The following is a 22,409-nucleotide window of genomic DNA, read 5'->3' as shown; positions in this document are numbered from 1 at the left end:
ATCTGTCCTGCCTCCGAGTGGCTACGACAACGGCGACCGACCGGCCCTGAAACCGCACCCATCCTACCCCAGACCCAGATGAGTCGTACTCATTGGCCAAACCGCAGATCATAAACGTGCATGCCACTTGCGGCTTTCCTTCTGTTTCGTACTGACCAAGAGCCCGCAATAGCCGACTCGCCATATACTCCAGGTCGAGAAAAGGCATACACACCTCTTGACTTGCCCTTCGATGTGGCGGCTAATTTTCTGGGCAGCGGTAACGGCAGAGCCGTCAGCAGCCTCACGCGGCTCGGGCTGCGCACCCGCACTGTGGACCGCATCAACCGCACAACGCCCTCATGGAGCCGCCCCATGTACGCCTGCCCGGCCATCCGAACCGCCAGGAGGGGCAGACATCCGGCCGCCTCCGTCCGCCGCCTGCTGCCGGCAGCGCTGGCGACGGCTGTCTCCGCCGTCCTGCCGGCCTCCCTCACGCCGCCGACCCGGGCCTCGGCAGCCACTCAGGCGACGTACTACGTCGCGCCCAACGGTGACGACGCCAACGCCGGAACGATCACGGCGCCGTTCAAGACCCTGCAGCACGCCCGGGACGTCGTGCGCACGGTCGACAGCGACATGACCGGGGACATCAACGTCTCCCTCCGGGGCGGCACCTACCCGGTGAGCAGCACCATCGACTTCACCTCGGCCGACTCCGGCACCAACGGGCACCGCGTCGTCTACAGCGCCTACCCGGGCGAGAAGCCGGTCCTGGACGGAGGCGTCCAGGTGACCGGCTGGACGCAGCACAGCGGGAACATCTGGAAGGCCACCCTCGACCGCGACAGCAAGCTCCGCGCGCTCTACGTCAACGGCAAGCGCGCCCAGATGGCCTCGAAGACGGTCGACTCGGCCGGATGCTACGCGGACTACAACGTCGGTACTCCCCTGCCCTCCTGGGCCTGGGAGACGGGTAGGACGTGCGACGGCGCCAAGTACAGCCTCTCCGACCTGCCTGCCGTCGCGTCCGGCCAGGGCGACGTGGAGATCAGGACGGCGACGACCTGGACCACGGCGATCGTGGGTGTCAGGCAGATCACCACGAGCTCGGACGGCGCCAACCGCGTGGCCATGTTCCAGGAGCCGGGCGCGGCGATAGCCCAGGGCGCGTACAACGGCAACTTCCAGTCCACCGGTACCCAGACGTTCATGAACGCGTACGAGTTCCTGGACCGGCCGGGCGAGTTCTACTTCGACAAGTCCACCCACACGCTGTACTACTACAAGTCCGCCTCCGACGACATGACGACGGCGCAGGTCTTCGCGCCGAACGGAGTGTCCACCCTCATCAAGGTCGCCGGCACGTCCACGACCGACCACGCACGGGACATCACCTTCTCCGGTCTCACGGTCGAGCACTCCGACTGGAATCTGACCAATGTGGCGGGTTCGGTGTTCCGGCAGGGACAGCAGGGCAATGCCAGCGCGAACGTGTACACGCGGAAGAACTTCCACGCCTACACGTACCGCAACGTCGACCTGCCACCGGCGGCCGTCCAGATCGAGAGCGCCGACGGGATCATCCTGCAGCGCGACACGGTGCAGCACACCGGCGCCGACGGGATCACCCTGGCCAACGACGTGACGGACTCGCGGTTGACCGGCAACCACACCGACGACATCGCCGGGTCCGCCATCACCGTGGGACACCCCCAGCACGTGTACATCGGGGACGCCGCCCAGGACCCCCACGAGAAGTACCCGGTGAACGTCGAGGGCGCCTGCAAGAACATCACCGTCACGGACAACTACCTCTACGACAGCGCCGTCCTGTTCCAGGGTTCCAGCCCTGTGTCCGCGTACTTCGCCGACACCCTGTCCCTGCAGCACAACCGGATCGAGAAGTCCCCGTGGGCGGGCATCACGCTCGGCTGGGGATGGGACAACTTCGACGGCACGTCGGGCTCCATCAACCCCGGGACCCCGACCACGACGGCGCGGAACAACACCGTCAAGTACAACGAGCTCATCGACACCATGCAGGTGCTCGACGACTCCGCTCCCATCTACACGCTGGGCAGCCAGCCGGGCACCGAGATCAGCGACAACTTCATCCAGGGTGTGCCGGCCGGCAAGAAGTACGGGATCCACCCCGATGAAGGCTCCGCCTTCATCAACGAACACGACAACGTCCTCGACGTGGACCCGAACGTCATGTGGGTCATGAACACCGGCACCTGGGGCCGGCAGCACGACCTGACCGTCACCGGCAACTACGGCCCCCGCAACACGATCTTCAGCAAGAGCGTCACGAACAGCACCATCGACAACGTGCGCGTGTACGCGGACAACGTGTGGCCGTCGCAGGCGTACGGCATCGCCGTGAACGCCGGCCTGGAGGACACCTACAAGGACATCATTCCCGCCGGCAAGGTGGCCGCGCAGGACTACGCACTGCCCGCCGGCACCTTCACCGGCAAGGGTGTCGTGACCATTCCGGTTCGTAGCCCCGGAGACGGGACCAAGACCCTCTGGCTGGCTCCCTCCGGTACGACGGCGTTCGCCGCCGGTCCCACCATGACCCGTGCGAGCGGCACCTCGACGACCATCAACGTCCCCCAGGCGCCCGGCGACTACCACCTCTACGTGGTCGACGCCCAGGGGAACGCCTCCGCCGCGTCGAACGCACTCGTGCGGCAGCGCTGGAACCACGTCGACGACAAGGCGCCCGGCGTGACCTACTCCGGCACCTGGTCGAACTGGAACGACACGAAGGACATGAACGGGTCCGAGAAGTTCACGAGCACCGCGGGCAACTACGCCGAGTTCTCGTTCACCGGCTCGGGCGTCCGCTACCTCGGCATGACGCAGCCGAACATGGGCAAGGTGGACGTCTACCTCGACGGCACCCTCGCCCAGGCGGGCATCGACGCCTATGCCTCGACGGTGACGAAGCAGGTGCCGCTGTTCGAGAAGACCGACCTGGCAGCGGGCCCGCACACGATCAGGGTGGTGTGCACCGGCACGAAGAACGCCGCCTCGTCCAGCACCGTCTGCGCACTGGACGCCTTCGCCTCCGTCTCGTTCCCCGCGACGAACGCCAACTACAAGATGCTCGGCAAGAGCAGCGGCAACGCGATCGATGTCTCGGGCGGATCGATGTCCGCCGGAGCGGGCGTCATCCAGTGGAACGACACCGGAGCCCTGAACCAGAACTGGCGCTTCGTCGCCGTGGGTGACGGCAGCTACAAGATCATCAGCCGGAACAGCGCTCTGCTGCTGGACGTCGGCAACGCTGCCACGACGGACGGCGCTCCCATCGTGCAGGCGTCCGACAACGACGTCGCGGACCAGCACTGGACACTGACCGCCACCGGAAACGGCTACTACAAGATCAAAAACGTGCACAGCGGCATGCTGCTCGCCGTGTCCGGCTCGTCGGCAGGCTCACCACTCGTGCAGAGGACGGACACGAACGCCGACAGCCAGCTGTGGAAGGTCGTGAACGTCGACTGATTCACGACGGACCCGCACCGCGGCGAACGTCCGCGGGACGGTGCCGGCCTTCTCCGGCACCGTCCCGCAGGACTTACCCGACGCCCCGCACGGAGCGTCGGGCGGTACGCGATCAGGTCAGGACGAGTTCCAGCACGGTGACCGAGAGCGGCGGCACGATGCTGGTGAAGGACGCTGCCGCACCGGTGACGGTGGTCGTCCTGGGCACCAGCGTGTCGGGTTCCGTCAGCGTGTTGGTGGTGGCGGGTGAGGGGCCGGTCAGGATCGTCGCGGTGGCCTGCCTTCTGACCCCCTTGGCCAGCCCTTTCAGTTCGACCGGTACGTTCGCCTTCTCGGTCCCGCAGTTGACGACCGCGAGGTAGAGGCGGTTCCCGGAGCGGGTCGCCACGGTGGCGAGGCCGGGCAGCGCACGCGCGGTGGCGGGCAGCACCGTCCTGCCGAGCCTGCTCGTCAGCATGTGCTGTGCCCAGTAGCTGGGCGACACGTAGCTGGTGAGGTTGTCGTAGGCGATCAGATTGGTGGCCCAGACGTTGTCCTTGACGTGCGAGAAGAGCGGCGCATAGCACTCCATGAGGACCTGGTCCGAGTTGCGGATCAGCCCGGCGAGCCAAGCGGCGTCGCCCAGCGCCGCGTTGAGGTCGGGTGTGGGACGGCCCTCCTGCGCGGCCCACTCCCCGACGAACACCTTCGTCGAACTGCGGTCCCGGTTGTCGTACTTGTGGGTGGAAGCCTGGGCGGCGGACGGCGCGAGGTAGTAGTGCTCGTCGATCAGGTCCGGCGTGCGGCTCGTCACGGACGTCGTGGCGATCAGCTTCAGATGCGGGTACTTCGCCTTGATCGCGTCGTGGAAGGCCGCGAACCGCTCGTCGTAGGACCCCGAGGAGTCGAACCAGTCCTCGTTGCCGATCTCCACGTACTCCAGCGGGAACGGTTCCGGGTGTCCGTCGGCGGCACGTCGTGCCCCCCAGGTGCTGGTGGCGGGGCCGGTGACGTACTCGATCTCGTCGAGTGCGTCCTGGACGAACGGCGCGAGCGCGTCACCGGTGACGTGTTCGCCCCGGAGCGAGTAGCCGGCGTAGACGGCCAGGACGGGCTGGGCGTGCATGTCCTCGACCCACTGCAGGTATTCGAGGAGTCCGAGGCCGTCCGTGGACCAGTAGCCCCAGGCGTCGTCCATGTGTCCGGGGCGCTCCCAGACGGGGCCGATGGTCTTCTTCCAGTTGAACCGTGTCGCGATGGTGTTGCCCTCGAGGAAGTTTCCGCCGGGGAACCGCAGGAACTTCGGCTTGAGAGCGACCAGTTTCTCCATCAGGTCGATGCGCAGTCCGTTGGGCCGGTGGTGGTAGGTGGGCGGGAAGAGTGACACGTGCTGGAGCCACAGCGTCTCGCCCGCGGCGGCGGGGTCGGCGGTGGTGACGGTCAGCCTCGCGTCACCGACCACGGGGGTGCGTGAACCGGTGCGCAGGGTCAGCTCGAACGGGCGGCCGCGGAAGGCGGTGCCGATGTGGGGCACATGTGCGGACGCGTACACCGTCGCGCCGTCCGCGGACTCGATGGCCACCGTGAGCGGGCCGATGCGCCGCGACGCCTTGGCGAACAACCGGGCGGTGTAGGTGGTTCCGGGCCGCACCGGAATGCCCCAGAAGCCGTCGTTGGCTACGCCGGCCCGGTTCCCCGCCCCTGTGCCGCTCGGCAGTACGACCTTGAGGGAACGATTCAGCGCTGCGTTGAGCGGTGCGGTGGTGTCGAGGGCGAGCGTCGTTCCGCCGACGGCGGACCAGTGGACGGGCGTGCTGTCGCTGGCCATCATCGAGCGGTTCTGCACCAGTTCGGCATAGATGCCGCCCTCGCCGGAGTGGTTGATGTCCTCGAACATCAAACCGGGGAGAACGGGGGACACCGCGTGCGCGGGGTTGCCGACGTCCACACTCAGCAGCGGCGTCGTGGACTCCACCGGAACCCCGGCCAGCGTCGCGACCTGGTCGGAGGTGAGGACGGAGGGGAACATCCACACGTCGTCGATCAGGCCGTGCCACTGGTCGACGTGCCCACCGCCGTAGAGGGCGCGGCCGATGGCGGTGTCGCCGCTGCTGGCCCAGCCCGCGGTGTAGGCGGTCTCCCCCTCCAGCACCCCGTTGACGTAGAGGCGGATGACGCCGGCGGTCGGGTCGCTGACGCCGACCAGGTGGGTCCAGGTGTCGGTGCCGGGCGCTGAAGCGGCAGCCGCCACCGCGGCACCCTGGGTGGCGTCCGAGTCGAGCCGAGCGAAGGCGAAGGTGCCGGTGTCGTCCCGCAACCCCAGGTAGAAGGAGCTGACGACCTTGCCGTCGATGCTGACCGCGGTCTGGTAGCCGCCCAGCTGAGCGAGGTTGACCCAGGCGCCCACCGAGAACCCCTTGGAGGTGTCGAGGGCCGGCCCGGACGCCGTGGCGTTGCCGCCCGCCTTGAGGTCGAGGCTGTGGGCGCCGATCTTGCCGGTTCCCCACCCGGCCGCGCCCTGGAGCGTCGCGGTGCCACCGTTGCCGGAGGAGTCGGCCGCCACGGTGCCGGAGCCCTCGTCGAAGGTCCAGTGGGCGGCTGCGGCGGGGAGGTCCGCGGCAGCGGCGCTCGCGGTCGCGCCGGTGAGTTCGGCGGCCCCGGCGGGGGCGGTGGCGGCGAAGGTCCCGGCGAGGGAGACGGCGCTGAGGGCGGTGAGGACGGTTCTGCGGGGCACTCCGGCTTCTGAGGGCATGCGGCTCATTCCTTTGTCACAGACCGTTGCGTTGTATACCGGCCGGAGCAGGGCAGCCTGCCGAAACCGTCAGCTGATCCGTTCGATATCCCGTACGGTGATCGGCAGTTCGAGCAGCACGGATCTTAAGGCGTCGGCGAGGCCCGTCAACACCCTTCATCTGGCAATCTTTGCCGGGATCCATCCACCCCGTGGACCTGGAGGGGCAGCGCAGGCCCACGCGGCGACCGAAATACCGGTTACGGGTTCCGCACGACCCACCGCGTGCAGTTGAGGAGTTCGGTGTCGGTGGTGGGGTGCCAGGCCAGGCCGCAGGAATCGGCGAGCTCGGTGCCTCGCTTGGCGGAGAAGCGCAAGTGGCCGTTGCGGAACAGAGCGTCGAGGCCGTCGGAATCGGGTTCCGGCAGGAAGGTGAGCAGGGGTGACTCGTCGCCGCCGGCCGCCACCGCGCGGTGGAAGTCCGGATAGTCCACCGGGCGGAGCGGCACCTGTTCGGCCAGCGCCGCCAGGACCCGCTCCAGCGGGACGGCCCCCGGCCGTAGCAGGTGGAAGGTCTCGTTGTCCCGGCCGGTGCCCAGGGCACCCACCACCGCCGTGGCGACCTCGTCGACCGGTGTCCAGTCGGTGACGGCCGTCGTACGCGGGCCGAGGCCGAGGCGGGCGCAGGCGCGCAGCAGCAGATCCAGCTGGGCCTGCCGATTGCCCGCGCCGGTGAGTGAGTGCGGCATGACCTCGCCGAGCCGATGGACGGTGACCGGTACGCCCTGTGCCCTGGCCGCCGTCAGAAGCTGCTCGGCGGCCCACTTGGAGCGGCTGTAGCCGTCCTCGGGCAGTTCCTCCGGGAGCGGGTCCTCCTCCAGCACGCGCTCTCTGCCGTCCTCGTCCGGGAAGACACCGAGGGTGGAGAGGTGATGCAGACGCTTGGGCCGGCCGGTGGTGGCGAGCCGCAGCAGCTCTCCGGTACCCACCACGTTCGGCGCGCGCAGTCCGGGATAGCCCAGGGCCAGATTGACCAGCGCGCCGCAGTGCAGCAGTGAGTCGACGCGTCCGGCCAGCCGGTTCCAGGCCTTCCTGCTCAGGCCCAGTCGGGGCTGTGCCAGATCACCCGGTACGGGAACGATCCGCCGCGCGTCGTAGGGCCGCCCCAACCGGGCCATCACCTCGGCGACGCGGTCGGCCCGGCCACCGGTGCGCAGCAGACAGTGCACCACCGCGTCGGTGCGGTCGAGGAGTTCTGCCAGCACATGGGCGCCGATGAAGCCCGTCACGCCGGTGAGCAGCACTTCGAGCGGTTCGCCGGTGGGTGCCGGACCGGACCCGGGGCGCAGGACCGACGCGTGCGCGACGTCGGCGAGCAGCAGTGCGCGGTCGTCGGGACTCGCACCGTCCTGGTGCAGCAGCGCCGCCTGCTCCCGCAGCGTCGCGGCGGCGGCGAGATGACGCGGCGGGACACGCACGCCCAAGGCGCGGTGCATGGCGGCCGAGAGCCGCTGAAGGGTGAGCGAGGTACCGCCGAGAGCGTAGAAGTCGGCGTCCGGGCCCGGGGCGGCACCGTGCAGATCGGCCAGCAGCTCCCGCCACAGCGCGGCGACGGTCTCCTCCTGGGCGGTGAGCCGCCCGCCCCCTGCCCGACCGGCGAGCCGTAGGGAGGCGAGTTCGGTGAGCGCCCGGCGGTCGGTCTTGCCGTTGGGCGTGAGCGGCATCCGGTCGAGCAGCAGGAAGGTACGCGGCACCGCGTGGGCGGGCAGCAGGGCACGACTGTGCGCGTCGAGTTCGGTGGGAGTGAGCGTCGCGTCGGTGGTGACGCAGCACACCAGACTGCGCAGATCGCCCTCGCCGTGGATCACCGCCCGGGCCTGCACCACCTGCGGGTGCGCGGCGACCGCGGCCTCCACTTCCAGCAGATCGATCAACACCCCTCCCAGCTTGACCTGTTGGTCCTGCCGACCGACGAACATCAGCAGCCCGTCGGGCCGTTGCCAGGCCAGGTCTCCCGAGCGGTAGAGCCGGCGCCCGGGCAGCTCGGGAAAGGGGTTCTCCACGAAGGCGTCCGCCGTGCGGGCCGGATCGTGCAGATAACCGGCGCCCAGGCAGTCGCCGCCGAGGTGGATCTCACCGACCTGCCCGGGTGCGACCAGTGCCCCGTCTCCGTCGAGCAGCACGGCGCAGGTGTTGTCGATCGGGCGGCCGATCGGTATCGGTCCGGTGTCGGCATCCGAGATCTCGTGGAAGACGGAACCTATCGAACACTCCGTCGGCCCATACGTGTTGGTGAGTCTGACCTCCGGCAGCAGCTCGCGGAACGAGCGGACGGCGCTCGGGTCGATCGCCTCGCCGCCGATCAGCAGGTGCCGCAGGGAGGAGAGCCGCGCCGGCATTCCCGGGTCGGAGTCGAGCAGATCGACCAGGGTGTTGAAGACCGAGGGCACGAAGTCGGTCATCGTGACACGGTGCCGGGCGATCTCGTCGATGGTCCGGGTGAGGTCGAGGACGCCTTCCCGGCGAGGCAGCACCACCCGGCTGCCCTTGGTGAGCGGCCAGAGCAGCTGCCACATGGAGGAGTCGAAGACATGGCGGCTGTTCTGCAGCACCACGTCCGGGCCCGCGCCGAAGCGCCGTGTCATGGTCAGGAAACGGTTGAGCAGTCCGAGATGGCCGTTGAGCGCGCACTTGGGAGTCCCCGTCGAGCCGGAGGTGAAGAAGCCGTAGATCAACTCGTCGGCGCCGGGCACCGCGTCGCGCACGGGCCGCACACCGTCGGGCGCGCCGGTCCCGGTCACGCGCAGTACCGGCACACCGAGCGCGGGAACCGGGCCGGGGCCGGTCCGCACCGCCAGCGGCGGCCGCAGCGCCGTGACGCTCTCGTGCAGACGGTGCTCGGGCCACGCGTCGTCGATGGGCACGAACGGCGCGCCCAGCTTCATCGCGGCCAGCATCACCACGGCCAGCTCGTGGCCGCCGGCCGTGATCACGGGTAACAAATCGCCGCGGCGTACGCCGCGCCTGCGTAATTCACCGGCCCAGGCCGCTGCCAGCTCGATGGTCTCGCCGTAGGTGAGGCAGGTGTCGTCCCACAGCAGTGCGGGCCGCTGGGGGGCCTGCCGCGCCTGTTCCTCGATCAGGTGAATAGTCGTCCGGTCGGCGGGATAGTCCACCCGGTGCCCCTGGAAGTCGGTCAGGAGCTGGTGTCTGAGCGCGGAGTGCACGGTTCTCCCCTCACGGTCGTGGAAGGCCAACCCTGTACCATTGCTTGCCAATTGACAGTAAGTCCGAGAGGGGAGCTGTCGGTGCGTCTTCGTCGCTTCGGCCGGACTGGGTGGCAAGTCGGCGAGATCGGCTACGGCATGTGGGGCATCGGTGGCGGCCCCGGTGGCTGGACAGGCGGTGACGACGGCAGCGGACGCGAGGCGCTGCGCCTCGCCGTGGATCAGGGCTGTACCTTCTTCGACACCGCCTGGATCTACGGCCGAGGCCACAGCGAGCTGCTGCTGGGCGAGTTACGCGCCGAGTACCCCGACGGGGCGATCCGGATCGCCACCAAGATTCCGCCGCTGGACCGGAACTGGCCCCCACGCCCGGGCGCGCGGTTCCACGATGTCTTCCCCGACGCCCACGTGGCGGAGTATCTGGCGCTCAGCCGGAAGAACCTCGGGGTGGGGCGCATCGATCTGATGCAGTACCACGTGTGGGACGACAGCTGGGCGGCCGACGACGAGTGGCTGGCCCAGGCAGCCCGGATGAAGGACCTCGGTCTGGTCGAGGCGGTCGGCATCAGCGTCAACCGGTGGGAGCCCACCAACGTGCTGGCCGCGCTGGAGACCGGCCTGGTCGACTCCGTTCAGGTGATCTACAACATCTTCGACCAGGCCCCGGAGGACGAGCTCTTCGCCGCCTGCGCCCGGCACGACGTCGCCGTGATCGCCCGGGTACCGTTCGACGAGGGCACTCTCACCGGCACCCTGACCACGAACACCCGCTGGCCCGAAGGGGACTGGCGCAACAGCTACTTCGTCCCGGACAATCTCGCGGCCAGTGTGGAACGCGCGGATCGCCTGCGCCCCGTCGTCCCCGAAGGGATGACCATGGCCGAGCTCGCCCTGCGCTTCATCCTCCAGAACCCGGCGCTCAGTACGGTGATTCCCGGCATGCGCACCCCCGCGCACGTCCGGGCCAATCTCTCCGTCAGCGACGGAGTCGCCCTGCCGGCCGAACTGATGGGCGAGCTGCGCCGCCATCGCTGGGACCGGGTGCCGACGGAGTGGTCGCAGTGACGCCGCCGAAACGGCCCGTCGTGGCCGTGGTCGACCCCGTCTCGACGGGCTCCCAACTCGCCGAGGAGTTCGCCCGGCGCGGCTGGGACACCGTGGCCGCCTTCACCCCGGGACAGATGCCTGCGGCGTACCGCCTGGCCTTTCGTCCCGAGCTCTACCGGGCCGTCATCGATCTCGGATCGGTGGCCGACCCGGCCGCCGAGGTCTCGCTCCATCAGCCGTCGTTGGTCATCGCCGGCTCCGAATGGGGAGTGCGGGCCGCCGACGAACTCGCCGAAAGCCTGGGCCTGTTGGGCAACGGCACCCGGCTCAGTCTCTGCCGCCGCGACAAGTACGCGATGGCCGAACAGCTGCGCCTGGCCGGGGTGGACGCGGCGGAGAGCACCGTCTGCGACGACGTGGAGAAGATGATCGACTGGGCCGACGCCGGCGGACACTGGCCTCTGGTGGTCAAGCCACTCGCGAGCGCGGGCTCCGACTCGGTGGCGATCTGCGCCGACGAGGCCCAGGCCCGCGACGCCTTCGCCCGTATCCACCGGCGGACCGACCAGATGGGCAACTTCAACGAGCTGGTCCTCGCCCAGGAATTCCTCGCAGGCGACCAGTACTTCGTCAACACGGTGAGCCGGGACGGGCTCCACTTCGTCCACGAGATCTGGCGCGAGCAGCGGGCGAGCGTCGACGGCGCCGTCGTCTACGACTACCAGGACCTGCTGGCACCCGACGGCGATCCGCAGCGCGACCTGGCCGCCTACGTGGTACGGGTCCTCGACGCTCTCGGCATCGCCCACGGCCCCGCACACGCCGAGGTGATGCTCACCTCGCGCGGACCCGTACTGATCGAGATCGGCGCGAGGCTGGAGGGCGCCGTCACCTCCCGCGGCCCTCGGGCCGCCACCGGTCACAGCCAGGTGTCGCTCACCGTCGACGCGTACACCGATCCCGCCGGGTTCGCCCGCCTGCCCGGCACCGGCTACCGGCTCCTGCGGAGCCTGCGGGTGGTGTGCCTGATCGCCCCGCGGGACGGGCACCTGGCTGCCGGACCGCTCGCGGAGGTGCGCGCGCTGCCCAGCTACCTCTGCGGCTCGATCGACCTTCTGGCCGGCGGAAACGAGGTCCGCCGCACCGTCGACCTGTTCAGCTCGCCCGGGCACCTGTATCTGCTCGGCGACCGTGAGCAGATCGAGCACGACTACCGGCGCGTCCGCGAGATCGAGCAGACGGGCCTGTACCAGGGGGAGCCCGCCGGATGAGAGTGCGGCACATCCGCAGCGTCCACGAACTCGATCCCGTGGACTGGGCGCGACTGTCGGCCGGCCGCACCGTCTACCTCGGCCGCCCCTGGCTGGAATGGGCCGAAGGATCCGACGACTACGAGAGCCGGTACCTGCTCGCGGAGGAACCGGACGGTTTTGTGGTCGGCGCGCTGCCCACCTACTTCTGGCGCGGCGGCTCCGGTGTCTCGATGAACCAGGCCTACCACCCGCTCGACCTGCTCGCCGTCCCCCGTCTGGGAGCCGAGGCGGAGGCGGACCGTCTCCTCTGGATGCCGCTTCTCCTGCTCGGCTCACGGGCCGGCTACCACGGCGGAGTGCTCGTCGACCCGGCGCTGCCCGCGTCGAGCCGCGCGCGGGTGATCGCCCGGCTGATCCAGGCGGCGGCCGAGTTGGCCGAGGCCCTCGGTGCCGCGGCGACGGCCCTGCTGTACGCCCCGCAGGCCCACGCCGAGGAGTGCCTCGCCGCACTCACCGCGCACGCGCCCGACGTCCCGGCGCCCTCGTACGCCCCGCTGTCCGCGGAGGCGGTCATCCCGGTCGCGACGGTGGGCACCGAACGCTCCGCCCGGCGCCGCCGCGAATGGCAGCGCGAGGCCCGCGCGTTCGCCGACTCGGGCGGCACGGTCCACCGCGTCCGGCTCTCCGAGTGCTACCGGGAGGCGGGACCGCTGCTCGGCCTGCTCCAGCGCAAGTACGGCGCGGACGACACCGACGAGTCGATGACGGCGTACCTGGGGCAGCAGGCGGCCTGTCTCGATCCGTGGAGCGAGGTCTTCCTCGAACGCCGCGACGGCCGCGTCACCGGCTTCGCCCTCTGTTATCTCTGGGGCGACACCCTGCACGTCCGCGCCGCCGGCTTCGCGCCGGACGCCGGCCCGTACGCCTACTTCAACCTCGCCGTCTACGAGCCGCTCGCCCTCGCGACGTCACGCGGCCTTGCCTGGCTCGACCTCGGCACCGGCGCCTACCGTGGCAAGATCCTGCGCGGCGCCCGGCTGCGCAGCACCTACGCCCTGGTCTGGCCCCCGCGGGGAAGCCGGGAGTCGGTACGCTCCGCGCTCCTGCTCCCCGGCGAGGACTATCTGGACGCGACCGGCTGACCCCTTCGGCGGCCAGGCCCGGCCTGCGGCGCCGCTCCCCACCGGGGACTTGGCTCCGCCGCCGGGTGTCCCGCGGCCTCGGTGCGGGAGCCCTGTCTCACAACTCGCTGCCAGGAAGGCCCAGTTCCGCCTCGACCAGGTCCGCATAGGTGTCACGGCGGCGGATCAGACGGCTGGTGGAGCCGTCGACGAGCACCTCGGCCGGGCGGAGCGAGGAGTTGTACTGGCTGGCCATCGCCATGCCGTAGGCCCCGGCACCGAAGATGCAGATGAGGTCGCCCTCGGCGAGCGTCGGCAGCCGGCGCTCCCGGGCGAGGTAGTCGGTCGACTCGCAGATCGGCCCGGCGATGTCGTAGCCGGTGAGACCGGGCTGGTCGATCCGCCCGGAGCGGGTGGGGGGCACCAGACCGTCGACGGGACGGACGGGCCACATGAAGTGGAAGGAGTCGTACAGCGCGGCGCGGATGAGGTTGTTCATCCCGGCGTCGACGATCGCCACCCGGTGCCGCCCGGCGTCCTTCAGGTAGCGCACCCGGGTCAGCAGGACACCGGCGTTCGCGGCGATCGAGCGTCCGGGCTCCATGACGACCTTGCCGCCGGCCGCCACGAACGGCTTGAGGACGGGCGTGATCGCGTCGGCGTACACGCCCCAGCCCGGTGCGGCCCCTGTCTCGTACTCGGCGGCGAAACCACCGCCCATGTTGATGAGTTCGATCTCGTGGCCGTCGGCCCTCAGCTTGTCGACCAGGTCCAGCACCCTGGTGAGCGCGACGATGTAGGGCTCCGGGGAGTGGATCGGTGAGCCGAGGTGGACATGCACACCGGTCAGCCGGACGTGGTCCAGCAGCGAGGCGCGGGCGAACAGCCGGGGCACCCGCTCCAGATCGATGCCGAACTTGCTGCCCCGGACACCGGTGGTGGTCTTCTCCGGGGTCCCCTCGCTCTGCACGTCGGGGTTGACCCGGATCGCGGCCCGCGCGGTACGGCCCATCGACCGGGCCACCCGGCCCAGCAGTTCGAGCTCGGACTCGGACTCGACATTGACGCAGCCGATTCCGGCGGAGAGAGCCTCTCGCAGTTCGGACTCCGACTTGCCCACCCCGGCGAACACGATCCGCTCGGCAGGGATGCCCGCTGTGAGGGCCCGGTGCAGTTCGCCTCCGCTGACCACGTCCGCCCCGGCGCCGCCCGCGCCCAGCTCGTGCAGCAGATGGAGGTTGCTGCAGGTCTTCACCGCGTAGCAGACCAGCGGGTGCAACTCGGAGAAGGCCGCGGTGAGATCCGCGAGGTGGGTACGGAAGGTGTCGCGCGAGTAGACGTACGTCGGAGTGCCGTGCTCGGCGGCCAGCTCCTCCAGGTCCACTCCCTCGCAGCGCAGCACTCCGTCGTGATAGCGAAACCTGTCCACCGTGCGTCCTTCCATGAGCTGAGCGGTCGGCGACGATCCTATCGACGTCCGAATCCGGAAAGCCCTGTCGCCACTTCAGATTGACGACCTGTCAGCAGGCAGGGCCCGCCTGCGGGGCAGAGGCGAACAGATGATCGCGAGCGGCCCGAACAACAGTGCGCCGGACATCACCCACAGCGCCTCGCGCAGTCCCAGGGCGGTGCCGAGCACGCCACCGGTTATGGTGCCCAGGGGCACCATGCCGTACGCGACGAACCGGAACGAAGCTGTCATTCGGCCGGTCATGGTGTCCGGCGTGAGGGTCTGGCGCAGCGATACCTGCAGGACGTTGGAGACACCGGTCGCCAGGCCGGAGACGGCGAACCCCGAGCAGACCACGGCGAAGACGGCGAGCCGGCCGCCCGAGGCCGCGGGCACCAGCAGGAACGCGCTGCAGCCCAGCAGGGAGCCGGCCGCGATGGTGGGCCCCAGGCCGATCCGGCGGGCCGAGCCCTCGGACAGGAAGGTGCCGAGCGTAGAGCCGATGCCGGCCGCGGCGAGCGACAGTCCGAGCAGCAGCGGCGAGAATTCCAACTCCCGTACCGCGTAGACCAGGTAGAGGACCAGGGCGCCTTGCTCACAGGCGTTGAACACGGCCGTCTCGATGGCCAGCGCCCGCAGTTCGGGCCGGCCGAAGACGAAGACCAGCCCGGCCCTGACGTCCTGCCACCAGACGGCTACCGCCTGCCGTACGCCGCCGGGCACCGCCTTCTCGACGGCCTGCTGGGGCGTCGGCCTGATCAGGGCCAGGGTGAGTGCCGAGAAGGCGAAGGAGAATGCGTCGATGACCAGGGCGCCGGCGGCGCCGACCGCGGCGCAGACCAGCCCGCTCAGACCCGGCCCGCCGAGATCGGCGGCGGACTGGCTGGCCTGGAGATTGCGGTTGGCGCGGGTGAGCCTGTCGCGGCCGACGAGCTGGGGGACGTAGGCGAGATACGCCGAGTCGAAGAGCACCTGGAAGACGCCGACCAGGAACGGCACCGCGTACAGCCACCACAGCCGCAGCCAGCCCATCGCGTGCAGCACCGGCAGGACCAGTACCAGTGCCGCACGGGCGACGTCCGCGACGATCATCAGCCGGCGGCGGTCCCCCCGGTCGACGAGAGGGCCCAGCGGCAGCGCGAAGAGCAGGAACGGAAGATAGCGCAGGGTGGCGATCACCCCGAGCTGCCCGGCATTCGCGTCGAGCGACACCACCGCGAGCAACGGGAGGGCCAGCGTGCCCACCTGGGTACCGACCAGGGACAGACTCTGACCGAGCCAGAGGGCGCCGAAACCGTACCGCCGTCGCGGTGGTGCGGTCACACGCTGCTCCTCTTCCTTCAGCCGCTGGTCTCGCTCAGTGGCTTGCGGTGGATGCCGTCGTACTGGTCGATCAGATCTCCGTTCAACTCCCGCATCATGCGCAGGCGTTCGTCGAGGAGATCATAGTAGGAGAGGTGATCGCTGTTCATCGGAGCGAGGTAGACGCTGATCACCTCGGGGTTCTCTTCGATGTCGAATTCGAGCCGCTCGTGCTTGTTGCGGAAGTCGGCCGTACCCGGCAGCAGTGTCCGGTTGTAGACGTTGAAGTACGGCACCACACGGGAGTCACGGTCCAGCAGTGCCTCGCGCAGCTGCAGACTTCGGCGCAGATACTGGTCGATCGCCGGCCGGTCGTCGCCGTCGTGACCGATCAGCACGTTGAAGGTCTGATACGTGACGCCGAAGCCGAGCATCGCGTCGAGGATCTCCAGTTCCTCCTCGAAGCCACGCAGCTTGTTGAACTTCGAGGTCGGATCCTCACCGAGGAACTCGAGCGGAATCTGCACGCGGTAGCAGCCGCGCCAGATGTCACCGGAGCGGTCGCTCCAGAACAGGTGCTCCATCAGTTCCAGGTCCGGCTTCCCCAGGTCCAGGAACTTGCCGAACTCGAGCCCGTTGGCGAACTCCCAGGAGAAGCCGTACTCCCGCGCCATCCGGAAGATCTCGAAGACCTCCTCGCGACCGCTGCGGTGCAGCATGGTGCCGCGGCCACTGCGCTGGAGGCGGGAGAGGATGTTGTCCTCCTGGAAGAGGATGTTGCGGATGCCCATCTTCCGGAAGTAGGCGAAGTGCTTCTCGACCGCCTCCGGCGACATGTGGCGGTACTTGCCCCGCATCGGGGTCGCACAGAACGAGCAGGTGCGGTAGCAGCCGCGGGACGACTCGAAGCAGATGAAGGGCGTGGCGACGTTCTGCGGCGGGGTGCCCTCGCCGGTGTCGTTGTAGTCCTGGTAGTTGGTGACGAGGTCGAGAGCCATCGGCTCCAGCTCGTCCATCTTGAGGGACGGGCCGCCGAAGACGATGTGACCGCCGTTGTACTCACGGCAGAACGCCGCCTGGTTGAGCGGCTGCCCCTTGGCGACGGCCTCGACCACCTTGGCGAAGAGATACTCGCCGTCCAGCTGGACGATCACGTCGAAGCCGTTGTCCAGGTACCACTCGGGACGGGCGGTGGCGTCCATGCCGCCGCCGACCACCAGGGCCCGCGGGTTGACCGCCTTGGCGTGCTTGGCGAAGTCGGTGACGGAGCCCGCCGAGTTGGTGAAGTTGTTGGAGATGCCGATGATGTCGGCCTCGCGCAGCGTGGTGTCGTAGCGCTCGAACGCCCCACCGAAGCGCAGGCACTCGATGACCCGCGGCCCGTAGTCGAAGGACTTGTAGAGCACCGGCTCGTCCTCGTCCACCTGGGTGTCGATGATCCGCAGTTGGGCCTCGACCCCCCACTGTGCGAGGAAGCTGCGGGTGCCGGCCGCCAGTGTGGCCAGCGCGCTCTTCGGGTTGAGGACACGTACGGGGCTGATCGTCTCGGCTTCCCCGGCGAACCGCTGCCCGGGGTAGGGCGCGTAGTAGAGATCGACGAGCATGCCGCTCACGCTCCCGCGCCGTCGTGCGTACCGCTGCCCGCATAGATGCCGTCGTAAAGACGGTGCAGCTCACGGTCGTTGAGGGAGTTGGTCATCTCCAGCCGCTTCTGGTAGATGTCCCAGTAGGTGAAGTGGGGGTTGTCGATCGCGGAGAGGAAGATCCCGATCACCTCCGGGTTCGCCTCCACGTCGAAGGCCAGGAGGTCGTGCAGTGTCGTCCAGTCACGGGCGCCGGGCAGCAGCGACAGGTTGAAGACGTTGAAGTAGGGCTGGTACGAGGAGCCGCCGAGGGCGCCCAGCTCGTCCTTGATGCGCAGGCAGTAGTCGTTGAACTGGTCGATGGCCTCGGCGTCCTGCTCCGGATAGCCGATGAAGAGGTCGTAGGTCTGGTGGCCGACACCGTAGTCGGTGAGCATGGTCGCCAGGATGTCGACCTGTTCGTCGAAGCCGAGCAGTTTGGGGAAACGGCTCTTGCCGATGTTCATGTTGTCGAGCGGGATCTGCACCCGGTAGCAGCCGGTCCAACCGTCGGCCGACTTGTCGTTGCCCAGCAGGGCCTGGGCCAGCTCGTGGTCGAAGCGCCCGTTCTGGCGGAACTTGCCGAACTCGATGCCGTTGGCGAACTCCCAGGCGAAGCCGTACTCGCGGATCATCCGGAAGATCTCCAGGAGTTCCTCCCGGCCGCTGTCGTACAGGAACCGGCCCGTCCCGTTCTGCTGGATGCGCGAGAGCGGGTTGTCCTCCTGCCAGACGATCGTGCGGATGCCCCGTGAGCGGAAGTACTTGAGGTGCTCCTCGACGGCCGCGGGCGACATGTAGCGGTACTTGCCGCGGGAGGGGGCCGTGCAGAAGGAGCAGCGCCAGGCGCAGCCCCTGGAGGTCTCCCAGCAGATGAAGTTGGTGCCGACGCCTTCGGGGGGCGGCCCCTCGGCGGTGTCGGTGTATAAGGACAGGTCACCGACCAGGTCGAGCGCCATGGGCGGCAGGGTGTTCATGTCGACCAGGTGGGACATGTCGACCTTCCGCGCCGTGCGCTCGCGGGTCGCGATGTTCGGCACGGTGCTGAAGTCGCCGCCCTCGGCCCAGGCCTGGACGACACGCGAGAACACCCACTCCCCCTCGCCCTGGACCACCAGGTCCACCCCGCGCTCCAGGTAGTACTGCGGCCGGGCCGTCGGGTCCACACCGCCCGCCACCACGAACGCCTTCGGATTGACGCTCTTGATGAACTGCGCCAGATCGGCGGTGATCTGTGCGCTGTTGGTGAAGTTGCAGGTCAGCCCGTGGATCTCGGCTTCCTTGATTTTTTCGACGTAGTCCTCGAAAGGAGAACCGAAGCGATAGCAGTCCATCTGGTGCGGACCGTACGGGATGGTCTTGTACGCGATGCGCTGGCCACCCAGCTGCATGTCGACGATTTCGATTTCGCAGTCGAATCCCATCGTCTCCGCGAACATCCGCAGCCCACTCGCCAGCGTCGGCAGCGCACTCTTCGGATTCAGCGGCCGTTCGGTGTTGATCGGCTCGTCGAAGCCGCGAAACATCTGCGAGGGAAATGGCGCATAGTAGAGGTTGACTTTCATGCGTGAGGCTCCCAGGAGTGAGCGGCCGAAGCGCAGGGTCAGTCGAAGTGACCAGTGTCACCGCATCCCTGATGGCGGGTCAAGGAGTAATAATTGCAAGAGAGCCCTTAAAACGGAGTGGGATCAACCGGTCAGTCGAAGCGGGCGCGAATGAGAGGGAAGGTCATAAATCCTCCGGCCGTGAAGGGATTTCTGCGAAAATCCTGAACGCATTCTTGCGCAACATCAGGCGGTTATGCAGCATTCTGCCTCGTGGACACTCAATCGCCCCGCACGACGCCGGTCCTTCGTACTGCCGACTCCGATCTCGAAATCCGGAAGCTGAGACGCCACTTCGGTCACTTCGACATCCTCTTCTTCCTTCTCTGCACTCTGGTCGGCCTCGACACCATCGGTACCGTCGCCGCCCGTGGACCGCAGGCCTTCACCTGGATGATCGTGCTGGCGATCGTCTTCTTCGTGCCGTCCGCCCTGCTCTGCGCCGAACTGGGCACTGCTTTCCCTCAGGAGGGCGGCCCCTATCTCTGGGTCCGGCTCGCCTTCGGCCACCTCGTCGGGGCGGTCAATACCTTCATGTACTGGGTCACCAACCCGGTGTGGTTCGGCGGCACGCTCACGGTCTCCGCCGTGACGGCCTTCACTGCTTTCTTCCGCGACGGCCGGCCGTTCGGCACCCTCGGCTTCTATCTCTTCACGCTGGGATTTGTCTGGTTCGGCATCTTGACGGCCGTGGTCTCCTTCCGTGTCGGCAAGTGGATCCCCGTATTGGGAGGCTGGACCCGGCTGGCGCTGCTGATCCTTTTCACCGGCACTGTGCTCATCCACGCCGCCCGGCACGGCGTGCACGGTTTCGGCCTCGCCGACTTCAAGCCGGGCTGGTCCGGATTCGTCACCCTCGTGCCGGTGTTGATATTCAATTACGTCGGTTTCGAACTCCCCAACAGCGCCGGTGACGAGATGGTCGACCCCCGGCGGGACGTACCCGCGGCCATCTTCCGCAGCGGCGTGCTGGCCGTACTCCTCTACGCCCTGCCGGTCCTGGGCGTCCTGCTCGTCCTCCCGGCCAAGGCCGTCACAGGGCTCAGCGGCTTCCTCGACGCGATGCGACAGGTCTTCAGCGTGTACGGAGGCTCCACCGGACCCGACGGCACAGTCACCCTGACCGGCGCCGGACTGGTGCTCGGCGGCATCTGCGCGGTGCTGTTCATCCTCACCCTGCTCTCCTCCGGTGTCGCATGGCTCATGGGCACCGATCGGGCGCTGGCGGTCAGCGGCTACGACGGCGCCGGACCCCGCGCCCTCGGAGTCATCTCGGAACGGCTCGGCACCCCCGTCCGTGTCAACCTGCTCAGCGGCCTCGTCTCCACCGGGGTCCTCGTGCTCGCACACCAGCTCACCGGGGGCGATGCCGCCAAGCTGTTCGGCGCGGTGCTCTCGCTGGCGCTCTCCACCACCCTGCTCAGCTACCTCGGGATCTTCCCCGCGCTGCACGTCCTCAGGCGCAAGTACCCCGACGTCCCCAGGCCCTACCGGGTCCGGTACCCGCGCACCGTCGGCTGGCTGCTGACCGCCCTGATCGCCTTCGCCGCCGTCCAGCTGCTCCTGCCCGGCATCGGCGCGCACTGGTTCGGCCCGGGATACGCCCCCTCGGGCTGGGACGCCTCCGAACGCTGGACGTATCTCGCCACGGAGGCCATCCCCCTGGTGGTCTTCGTTCTCATCGGGGTCGCCTTCTGGTTCGCCGGTGCTCCGACCCGCAGGCGCTCCTGAGACTTCCGGCCCTGGCGCTGCCGAGCCCTGGACAGGATCCGGAGCGAGCCCGAGCCGGTGACGGAAGAGCGGGCCGGAGCACGGCGGTCGGCAGTCCCCTGCCGTTCAGGAGTGCCGTGTGCCCGGCATCGTGTCCCAGAACGCGCACTGGTGTTCCGTCGAGTACCGGTCGTCGTCGATCAGGGCACTCCTGCCCCCCGCCCGCAGCGACAGCGTCAGGCCCTTGCCCCTGTGATAGGCGGGCCAGGCCGCCTGCCGGGCGACGGACGGCCGGCCGGTCCTCGTGAACGCGCCCCAGTACCGCGTCATCTCATGGGCGAGCCGGCGCTCGTCGGCGTTGAACAGCGGGGCGATGGGTGTGCCGTTGTCGAAACTGGGCCAGATGTAGGCGAGTTCCGCGGCGTGGCCGGCGCCCCAGACGTAGCCGGGAATCTGCGTCAGGCCGGGACCGGTCCGGTGGTCGAACTCGTACGCATGCGTGGGGGTGTACCGCTCCAGGGTCCGGGCGAGCGAGCGCAGCCCGCACCCACCGATCCCCGAGATCATCCCCGCGTCGGTCATGATCGCGCCGACGAGGTACGCCGCGGTGTACCGGTCGGACGTGCCGGGCCAGGGGTAACGGGCGAGGACCTCGTCGGCGCGGGTGCCGGCGACCCCCCGGACGAAGGCGAGGTAGGCCTCCTTGCCCGCGCCCATGTAGCCCGCGGCGAAGGTGCGGCCCTCGTCGCGGTTGGCGCCGACGACCACGGGCACGCGGGTGAACTCCCCGCGGTCAAGCGCCTGGTGCACCGGCGTCGGGAACGTCGGCGTCCCGTCCACGAAGCCGGCCGAGAAGGTCCGGCTCGCGTCGAGGAGCGTACCCACCGCAGCCGACCGCAGACAGTCCAGGACGGCCGCCTGGTCCGTGCCGTCGCATCCCGTCTGCCGGGCGAACGCCGTCCCCGCGGCCTCGGCCCGGCCCTGCGGCCCGCTGGGACACGAGCCGCTCTGGATCATGGCGCGGGCGAACAGCCCGCGCGAGCCGGGCGACACCAGATGACCGCAGACCGACCAGCCGCCCGCGGACTCGCCGTCGATGGTGACCTCGCGGGGGTTCCCGCCGAAGGCGGCGATGTTGCGCTGCACCCAGCGCAGCGCGGCCTGCTGGTCCATGAACCCGTAGTTGCCGGACTCGCCGCCCTCCTGGGTGAGGGCGGGCAGGCCGAGGAAGCCGAACACACCGAGTCGGTAGTTGAGCGAGACGCCGACGACTCCCGTCTCCTTGACGAGCTTCGACTCGTCGTTCTGCGAGCCGCTCCCGTTGGTCAGGCCACCCCCGTGGATGAAGACGTGCACGGGAAGGCGGGCGCCGGCCCGCACGGCCGACGGCCGCCACACGTTGACGTCGAGGCAGTTCTCGGTCTCGCTGCGTGGCCCGTTGCCGCTGGGCAGTACGGGGCAGGGACTGCCGAAGGCGGCCGCATCCCGGACACCGGTCCACCGCGCCGCGGGCCGCGGCGGCTTCCAGCGCAGGGCGCCGGTGGGCGCCGCCGCGTAGGGGATGCCGAGGAACCTCTCGACGCCGTCCGAGGTGGCGCCGCGCACGGCGCCCTTGTCGGTGGGCACCACGGCCGGCGCACTCGCGGACGCCGTCGCGGGCAGCAGCCCGACGACGGCGAGGGACATGGCCAACGCGCCGCCCAGGGCAGCACGGATTCTGCTGACAGTCATGGATGGGGACCTCTCTGGCCGGGTGCCGGCCGCGACGGTGCGGCCGGCACCCTTGCCGGTAGGGGGGAGGGGGCCGGACCGGGGGCGGCCCGGCATCGAACGCCGTTCGTCACCCGGCCGCTGGTGCGCACCCG

Annotated in this window: 12 protein-coding genes; 5 read left to right on the top strand and 7 right to left on the bottom strand. The window is 69.1% G+C overall.

Annotation, left to right across the window (positions count from 1 at the left end; genetic code table 11):
* Window positions 1-354: 354 nt before the first annotated feature.
* Window positions 355-3,498: an RICIN domain-containing protein gene (locus ACWC21_RS19950; RefSeq protein WP_450883539.1), complete on the top strand. Its 3,144-nt coding sequence runs from the start codon at window positions 355-357 to the stop codon at window positions 3,496-3,498.
* Window positions 3,499-3,610: 112 nt separating this feature from the next.
* Here ACWC21_RS19950 and ACWC21_RS19945 read toward each other — a convergent pair whose 3' ends face one another.
* Window positions 3,611-6,229 (bottom strand): LamG-like jellyroll fold domain-containing protein, encoded by a 2,619-nt coding sequence (locus ACWC21_RS19945; RefSeq protein WP_450883537.1) that lies wholly within the window; start codon window positions 6,227-6,229, stop codon window positions 3,611-3,613.
* 239 nt (window positions 6,230-6,468) lie between these two features.
* A complete protein-coding gene (locus ACWC21_RS19940; protein ID WP_450883535.1) occupies window positions 6,469-9,435 on the bottom strand; it encodes a non-ribosomal peptide synthetase in 2,967 nt (988 codons plus the stop codon).
* Between the two features lie 81 nt (window positions 9,436-9,516).
* On the opposite strand from ACWC21_RS19940, the gene ACWC21_RS19935 reads away from it, so the two are divergent.
* From ACWC21_RS19935 to ACWC21_RS19925, 3 genes are read left to right on the top strand one after another with little or no spacing between them, the layout of a single operon-like run.
* Entirely contained in the window at window positions 9,517-10,500 is a 984-nt protein-coding gene (locus ACWC21_RS19935) for an aldo/keto reductase (RefSeq protein ID WP_450883533.1), read from the top strand.
* Window positions 10,497-11,753 carry an ATP-grasp domain-containing protein gene (locus ACWC21_RS19930; protein ID WP_450883531.1) on the top strand — a complete coding sequence of 419 codons (1,257 nt, stop codon included), beginning with the start codon at window positions 10,497-10,499 and terminating at the stop codon, window positions 11,751-11,753. Before ACWC21_RS19935 ends, ACWC21_RS19930 begins: the two co-directional genes overlap by 4 nt.
* Window positions 11,750-12,877 (top strand): GNAT family N-acetyltransferase, encoded by a 1,128-nt coding sequence (locus ACWC21_RS19925; RefSeq protein ID WP_450883529.1) that lies wholly within the window; start codon window positions 11,750-11,752, stop codon window positions 12,875-12,877. The genes ACWC21_RS19930 and ACWC21_RS19925 overlap by 4 nt, the downstream gene beginning before the upstream one ends.
* Before the next feature lie 97 nt (window positions 12,878-12,974).
* Here ACWC21_RS19925 and lysA read toward each other — a convergent pair whose 3' ends face one another.
* From lysA to ACWC21_RS19905, 4 genes are all read right to left on the bottom strand, one after another.
* Entirely contained in the window at window positions 12,975-14,285 is a 1,311-nt protein-coding gene (lysA, locus tag ACWC21_RS19920; protein WP_450883527.1) for a diaminopimelate decarboxylase, read from the bottom strand.
* Between the two features lie 75 nt (window positions 14,286-14,360).
* Window positions 14,361-15,629: an MFS transporter gene (locus ACWC21_RS19915; RefSeq protein WP_450883525.1), complete on the bottom strand. Its 1,269-nt coding sequence runs from the start codon at window positions 15,627-15,629 to the stop codon at window positions 14,361-14,363.
* A gap of 17 nt (window positions 15,630-15,646) precedes the next feature.
* Entirely contained in the window at window positions 15,647-17,212 is a 1,566-nt protein-coding gene (locus ACWC21_RS19910) for a B12-binding domain-containing radical SAM protein (protein WP_450883523.1), read from the bottom strand.
* A 5-nt stretch (window positions 17,213-17,217) separates the two neighbouring features.
* Window positions 17,218-18,795 (bottom strand): B12-binding domain-containing radical SAM protein, encoded by a 1,578-nt coding sequence (locus tag ACWC21_RS19905; RefSeq protein WP_450883521.1) that lies wholly within the window; start codon window positions 18,793-18,795, stop codon window positions 17,218-17,220.
* Between the two features lie 252 nt (window positions 18,796-19,047).
* On the opposite strand from ACWC21_RS19905, the gene ACWC21_RS19900 reads away from it, so the two are divergent.
* Window positions 19,048-20,565 carry an APC family permease gene (locus ACWC21_RS19900; RefSeq protein ID WP_450883519.1) on the top strand — a complete coding sequence of 506 codons (1,518 nt, stop codon included), beginning with the start codon at window positions 19,048-19,050 and terminating at the stop codon, window positions 20,563-20,565.
* Window positions 20,566-20,670: 105 nt separating this feature from the next.
* Here ACWC21_RS19900 and ACWC21_RS19895 read toward each other — a convergent pair whose 3' ends face one another.
* Window positions 20,671-22,275, bottom strand: a complete 1,605-nt coding sequence (locus tag ACWC21_RS19895; protein WP_450883517.1) for a carboxylesterase/lipase family protein — start codon at window positions 22,273-22,275, stop codon at window positions 20,671-20,673.
* Window positions 22,276-22,409: the final 134 nt, after the last annotated feature.

Source organism: Streptomyces sp. NPDC001348, from assembly GCF_053597535.1.
The sequence above is the reverse complement of the archived record's forward strand: the minus strand, read 5'-3'. Positions and strand labels throughout refer to the sequence as shown.